At 61.3% G+C, this 6,839-nt stretch carries 5 protein-coding genes; 3 read left to right on the forward strand and 2 right to left on the reverse strand.

What is annotated here, in order from left to right; all coding sequences use genetic code 11:
• Window positions 1-126 precede the first annotated feature (126 nt).
• Window positions 127-2,103 carry a pilus assembly protein TadG-related protein gene (locus tag PMI35_RS00390; protein WP_008066627.1) on the forward strand — a complete coding sequence of 659 codons (1,977 nt, stop codon included), beginning with the start codon at window positions 127-129 and terminating at the stop codon, window positions 2,101-2,103.
• On the opposite strand, the gene PMI35_RS00385 is transcribed toward PMI35_RS00390, so the two are convergent.
• Together PMI35_RS00385 and PMI35_RS00380 are read right to left on the reverse strand one after the other, a co-directional pair.
• Window positions 2,073-4,838 carry an ATP-binding protein gene (locus tag PMI35_RS00385; protein WP_008066629.1) on the reverse strand — a complete coding sequence of 922 codons (2,766 nt, stop codon included), beginning with the start codon at window positions 4,836-4,838 and terminating at the stop codon, window positions 2,073-2,075. The genes PMI35_RS00390 and PMI35_RS00385 overlap by 31 nt on opposite strands.
• A complete protein-coding gene (locus PMI35_RS00380) occupies window positions 4,835-5,275 on the reverse strand; it encodes a TadE/TadG family type IV pilus assembly protein (protein ID WP_032832191.1) in 441 nt (146 codons plus the stop codon). Before PMI35_RS00380 ends, PMI35_RS00385 begins: the two co-directional genes overlap by 4 nt.
• Window positions 5,276-5,349: 74 nt before the next feature.
• Between PMI35_RS00380 and PMI35_RS00375 the strand changes: the two genes are divergently transcribed.
• Together PMI35_RS00375 and PMI35_RS00370 are read left to right on the forward strand one after the other, a co-directional pair.
• A complete protein-coding gene (locus PMI35_RS00375; RefSeq protein ID WP_008066634.1) occupies window positions 5,350-5,820 on the forward strand; it encodes an A24 family peptidase in 471 nt (156 codons plus the stop codon).
• Between the two features lie 111 nt (window positions 5,821-5,931).
• Window positions 5,932-6,714 (forward strand): response regulator transcription factor, encoded by a 783-nt coding sequence (locus PMI35_RS00370; protein ID WP_008066636.1) that lies wholly within the window; start codon window positions 5,932-5,934, stop codon window positions 6,712-6,714.
• The last annotated feature ends 125 nt before the right edge of the window (window positions 6,715-6,839 follow it).

Consider the following 6,839-nt stretch of genomic DNA (forward strand, 5'->3'; position numbering starts at 1 on the left):
GACCGTGAACAGAGTATCTACAAAAAAACACAATGGCGAGTTGCCAGCAGTCGTGCCATCCCTTGTCTACACTGCCTTACACCCACGGAGGCCACGTTCGGCCGTGCGCCGGCAAAGGAGTGCGCGATGTCGCCTCGCATGCAGTTTTGCGGCCCTGCCCGACAAAAAGGGGCCATTGGCCTGATGGCGGCGGTGACGTTGGCGCTGGCGCTGGTGTTCATTCTGCTGGTGATCGACAGCGGCCGGCTCTACCTGGAAAAACGCAACCTGCAGCGCATCGCCGACATGGCCGCGCTCGAAGCCGCCACGCGGGGCGGTGATTGTTCCACGGGCGCCACCGCGACCAGCTATGCCACCGCCAGCGCCCAGCGCAACGGCTTCACCTTGCCCGGCGACGGGCGCGCACTGACGGTCAGCTGCGGCGGGCTGACCCTGGATGCCAACAGCCTGCGGATATTTGCCGCCGACCCTGGCAAAAGTGAAGCGATCCAGGTCATCGCCAGCCACGTCGTGCCGCAAAGTTTTGCTGGCGGCATCGGCGCACTGTTTGGCGGTGCGCCTGCGGGCTCGACCCTGATCCTGAAGGCCAAGGCCGTCGCCGCGCTCCCGCCGCCGCTGGCGGCACTGACCATCCGCAGCACCGTGCTGACATTCGATACCGGCAAGGCAGCCATAACCAGTTTGCTGTTCGGCGGCTTGCTGGGAGGCAACGTGACGATCAATGCCGCCGGCTGGAATGGTTTGGTCAACAGCAACATCAGCCTGCTCAGCTACCTCAATCGCCTGAAAGTCGACCTCGGCCTGACCGCCGCCGGCTATGACCAGGTACTGTCCAACAGCATCACCGTCAGCCAATTGATCCAGGCCGCCATCAATGTCCTGGACCCCAATGGCACTCTGGCGGCGAGTGCCACGATCGTCAGCCTGAAGGCGCTCAAGCTGGCGGCCGGTACGACCAGCGTCGTACTGGGCGACCTGTTGCACGTCGAAAGTGGCAGTGACATCTCGGCCCTGGCAGTGAACCTCAAAGCCTTCGACCTGATTGAAGGCGTCGTGCAGTTGGCCAACAAGCAAAACGGCCTGGTGGCGACCTTGCCGATCAACCTCGCGGGCCTGGCGCAGATCAACGCGCGGGTGCAGGTGATGCAGCCACCGCAACTATCGGCCATGGGTAATCCGAAAAAGGCCGCCCTGGCACCATTGGGACCTGACCGGATCTATGTTCGAACCGCCCAGGTCAAGACGTTGTTGTCGATCGAACTGCCGGTGCTAAGCGCCATCAAGCCATTGCTCGATGCAGTAGCCGATCTGGTCGCACCATTGACGCCTACCCTTAAAGCACTGAGTTATCTGGATCTGGTTGAGGTGATCGATTCGCTCACCTGCCTCTTGGGTGCAGCCTGTGATACACCGGACATCAAGCTTCTAGCACCATCGATACAGCTCGATGTCGCCCTGGAAGCGGGCGGTGCCTGGAGTTACGTCACGGCTTACAGTTGCATGAGCGCGACCAACAAAAGCCTGACGACCAGCACCACGACCAGGCTGATCGGACTGAAAATCGGAAAGATTACCCAGGAAGATGTGTTCGGCTCCGCCACGGTCCCGCCAACCAATATCGTGAACCCGCTCCAGGTCATTTATGTTGGCGTGAAGACCTGCAAGCGGTTTCTGATTTTACCGATGGACTGTTACAAACATCAGTCCCTCGGCGGCATCGACATCCTGGTCAATATCCCTGTAGCGCAAAACGCCAACATCCCCCACGTGTATTCCGCACCCGCCGCCGCCAACCTTCCGGAAATCAACCAGGCACCGTTTTTCTACGCCTACACCACCAACAACATCGTCAACAGCCTGAGCACCACCGTCAGCAACCTCGGTGTGAACATGTATGGGCCGTCGGGCAGCATCGTCGGTGGCCTGGGAAGCATCTTGAACGACGTCACCACCGCGTTGGTCAATGCGATCAACACCGTGCTCAGCCCGCTGCTGGACACCCTGATCAATACGTTGCTGGCGAGCCTGGGCATCGACTTGAACAAGGTCGAAGTCGGCGCCAACCTCAGCTGTCACGCCGGGCGCGCGTCGCTGGTGATCTGATCGGCGGGCACAATCGGCAGCTCGATGCAAAACCGCGCGCCCTCGGCCGAGTTGCTGACGCTGAGTGTTCCACCCATGTTCTGCACAATGCCATAGCTCACCGACAACCCCAGCCCTGTGCCCACACCCACCGGCTTGGTGGTGAAGAAGGGTTCGAAGATCCGTTCCTGCAAGCGCGGGTCGATGCCGCCGCCGTTGTCTTCAACCCACAGCCGCACCCTGTGTTCATCGCGTTCGGCGTACACCGCAATCCATGGCTTGTGCCCGTCGGCCTCACGTTTGCCGAGCAGCGCGTCCCGGGCGTTGACCATCAAGTTGATCAACACCTGCTCCAACTGATCGACATACCCGCGCACCTGTACCGCGAAACCACTTTCGCTGACCCGCAGTTCCACCCCTTTGCCGCGCATCCCCTCGGCCAGTAGCGACAACGTGCCTTCGATCGCCTGGGCCGGGTCGAACGGCTGCTGTTCGATGTCCGAGCGACGGCCGAACACGCGCATGTGGTCCACCACCCGCGCGGCGCGCTGGACCTGGGCGTCGATTCGGTTGAGCTTGTCGGTCAGGTAGTCGATCTGGATATCGCCATTGCCCAGGCGCTTGAGTACATTGATGATCGCCATGCGCATCACGTTCAGCGGCTGGTTGATTTCATGGGCCAGGCCGGTGGCCATCTCGCCCAATGTGGCCATTTTCGCGCTTTGGGTCAGTTGTTGCTGGGCGCGCCGAACCTCGGTGTTGTCGCGACCCACGGCCTGGACTTCCAGCAGGCGACCTTGCTCGTCGAACACTCCGCGATCCGACCAGACCCACCAGGCGTGTTCCCGGCCGGGCAACTGCAGGTTGATTTCCGCGGTGCTGACCGGGAACTCAGGGCTCAGTTGGCCCAGGCGCTGGAGGAAGGACTCGCGCTGCTGCGCCGACATCCAGCTGCCCAGGTTCACCCCCGGCAAACCCTCGGGCGAACATTCCAGGTACGTCGCCAGCGGTCGGTTGCCGAAGGTCAGGGTCAGGTCCGGACGATAGCGGCAGATCATGGCTGGTGAGTCCTCCACCAACATCCGGTAACGCTCCTCGCTCTGCTTGACGTGCTCGGCCGCCAGCGTCGCTTCGGTGACGTCCAGCCACAGGCCGACGGCTTCCACCGGCAAGCCCAGGTCATCGCGCAGCAACCTGGCTTCGTCGAGCAGCCAGTGGTAATCGCCACGACTGTCGCGCAGCCGATAGCGTGCGCGTGCCGAACCTTCGCGCAGCAGCAGGCGGGTGCGCTCGAAATAGCGATCGCGATCCTCGGGGTGCACGCGATCGACCAACGCCGCACCGGCACAATCGGCCAGCGTCCAGCCCAGCAAAGGTTGCAGGCTGTCGCTGAAGAAGGTGGGTTGCAACGCACCTTCGACATAGCGCTGCACGTAAATCACCGCGGGTGAACTGGCGATCAGATTGTCCAGGCGCGCATGGGCGGCAGCGGCCAGTTGCTCCTGGTTCTTGATGTCGCTGACGTCGAGCATGAATCCGACAAGACGCCGTTGGCTGCCTACGCCCAGGGCCTGGCCTTGCAAGCGATACCAGACCGTTGGAGCGTCGCCGTCGGCGCGGTGCAGGCGCACGCACAACAGCAATGGCGTGCCTTCGTGTTGCAAGTCCTGCAGGCGGCTGTGCAACTCTTCGCGGTCGGCGGGGTGCACTTGGGCGAGCCAGTCCTGCAGCGGTAAACGTTCCTGGTCAAGGTTCAGGGCGCGGGTCAGGGAGGGGGCCAATTGCACCTCGGTGCTGTCGCAGAACAATTCCCACCAGCCGGTGCCGAGCAGCGCCTGCAACGACTCCAGGCGCTCCAGTTGCAGGTGGTGTCGATGTTCGCGCAAGCGTTCCAGCAAGGGGCCGGCGAGGGCGGCGGCGAACTGCAACCAGTCGCGCTCGCTGACGTCCGGGGCCTGTTGATGGGCCGGGTAACAGCCACAGAGCAACCAGGCCACCACGCCTTGCGCATCGTGATAGGGCACGGCGAAACCCTCGGCATTGCCAAAGGTGCCTTGCAGCCGCGGATGTTCGGCCAGGTTCAGGTGATACGGCGTGGAGCCGTTCAAGCTGTCGAGCCCGGTACCCAGGCGCTGGCTGTTGTGCCACAGGCTGGGCACATCGAAGTCGGCATAGTGCTGGTGAATCTGCCAGCCTTGCTCCTGCTCATCGAGCAACGCCAGGGCGATACAGGGAATGTGAAAGCGTTGGGCCAGCGATTGCAGTTGGTCGATCAGCACATCGGGCAAGCGCGTCAGGCTGCACAGGCGCAACTGCTCCCCGATCTGTGCCGCGAGCATTTGGCACTGCTCGCGCACGCGCGCTTGTCGGCGTTCAAGCAGCAGGTCGCCGATGTCCAGCAACTGCAGCAACCAGGCGTCGGCCATTGGCTGGACCCAGCCACGCAGGTGCAGGGGCGGGCCGCTGAGGCTATAGAAATCCAGGTCCAGGTGCTGGCCTTGCCAATCGGCGGGAGAGCCCTCGATGGCGAGGCTGCAATGGGGCAAGAGAAAATCCTGCAGATGCGCAAGCTGAGCCCTGGGAACCTGCTGGGCCAGCAGATGCCGCAACGGGCCGCTCAGGTGCAACACCTGTCCCTGGGCATTGAGTTGTATCTGCAAGCCGACGCTGAGCACGTTCGGGGGCAACGCGATTTCCGGGTGCGCAGGCGGGTGGCGGTTGAGCAGGCGCCCGAAGAGTTTATCCCCGGCACTCAAAATTGCAGACTCGAACTGGCGGTGAGCGTGGCCGGTAAATTCGGTACGGGGCCAATCCCCGGCAGGTTCAGAAACGGAATCACGGCGTTCAATTTTTGGGAGGGATAATGGATGACCACCTTCAACACGCCGCTCGTATAAGTAGTGGTCGTGTCGCTGGCGACATCGAAATTCAGCCCGGCGGGAATCCACGCCAACTGGCGAGTCAGTTCCTGCTTGACGATGTTTTTCAGCGCGGCCTCGTAGCCGGGCGTGTTCGGGTCCAGGGCTACGCTACGCCGCACGGCTTCGGCGGTCGACTGGTTGAACGACTGCATCAGTAGCAGCGGCAGGCTATAGGTGACAATCGCGTAGAACACGGCAAAAAAGATCACGAACACCAAGGCAAATTCAATCGCTACGGCACCTTTTTGCTTACGAGGGAGGTTGCTTTTCATGGGGGCGTCTACCCTGACATCACGAAGTAATGTCAGCATAGAATCATTCCGCCATAACGGACGTTTTTTACCGGATGCCAAGCTTTGTCCTACTGACCTGGCTGACGCTATGCGCAGCGCAGGATGCCCGGCAACGGCACATCGCCAATCGCCTGACCCTGGGCGTCGGGGCGCTGGCCCTGGCGTATCTGCTATGGAGCGGAACCACCTGGATCGGCGCGCCAGCCGAGCAGGGCGGCTGGGCCGCGCTGCTGGCCCTGGCCTTTACCTTGCCCGCCTACGCGATGCGTCGCCTGGGCGGCGCGGACGTCAAGCTCATGACCGCCCTGGGGCTGGCGACCGATGGTCGGCATGTACTGGGCGTATTCATTGGCGCCGGCCTGGCGAGTGTGTGTTGGTTGCTGCTGGCGCCAAGAGTCTGGCTTCATATCAGTCAAGGGCTTAGAAGTCGCCTGTGTTATCTGGAGCCCGGTCTGTCAAGGAAACAACCCTTTGCCCCGTTTTTGTTGGTGGGGCTGTTGCTGACATTTGCCTGGCTCGGCTAGTCATCCGTTTTTGTGCAGCAGCGAAAGAGCGACTACTTTCATTCAGAGGTTGTACAGCCTCAGGCTGTCAGTAATGGGACGGTCCGTCCTTGGCCTAGCAGGGAGTTGCACGTGAACAAGCGTACTTCGGCAGTAAAAGTCCTTGTGGTCGACGATCAGCCCTTGATCGTCATAGAACTTTGCGAATTTCTTGAGAGCAACGGCTACCGCTGCGTTCCCTGCGAATCCAGCCATCAGGCGATCGAACGTTTCCAGCACGACACGGACATCGGCCTGGTCCTCTGCGATTTGCACTTGCCTGGCCTGGACGGCATTCAAATGGTCCAGGAGCTGCAACGCCTGAGCGGCAAACACCGGGCCTTCGAAGCGATCATGCTCACCGGGCAGGCGGACAAGCAGGATGTGATCAAGGCATTGCGCGCCGGCGTTGCCGATTACTACCAGAAGCCGATTGATCTGGGTGAGTTGCTCGAAGGTGTGCAACGCCAGGAAGTGGCATTGCAGGAGCGGCACAAGGCGTTGCAGTTGGGGCATCTGAATCAGAAGCTGCAGTACCTGTCCGAGTCGCTTGATGATCTGTATGACGACCTGGACAGGGTGCGGCGCACACCGCTGGCATCGGGAGCGGATGACGGCGCTGCTGGCGATACCGAGCGGGCCGAGATCCCGGCCATTTTCAATCAGCTATCGCCACGCCAACTGGAGGTGGCGCGGTTGGTGGGCAAGGGGAAAACCAACTATCAGATTGCCTGCGAGTTGGGCATTACCGAGAACACGGTGAAGTTGTATGTGTCGCAGGTGCTGCGGTTGACGCATATGCATAACCGTACGCAATTGGCGTTGGCGATGACGCCGAATCATTCGGGGTTGCGGCATCGGGCGTCGTCGAGCTGATCTGCACTGGTGTACATATCCATTCCTGCGGTAACGGCCACTTATGGTTTCGCCCTTACGGCGAGTCCCTTTTGTCAAACGCCACAAAAGGAACCAAAAAGTCTTGCCGGTATGACTCACCCACA

It is taken from the genome of Pseudomonas sp. GM78 (assembly GCF_000282475.1).
In the GTDB taxonomy this organism is placed as follows: domain Bacteria; phylum Pseudomonadota; class Gammaproteobacteria; order Pseudomonadales; family Pseudomonadaceae; genus Aquipseudomonas.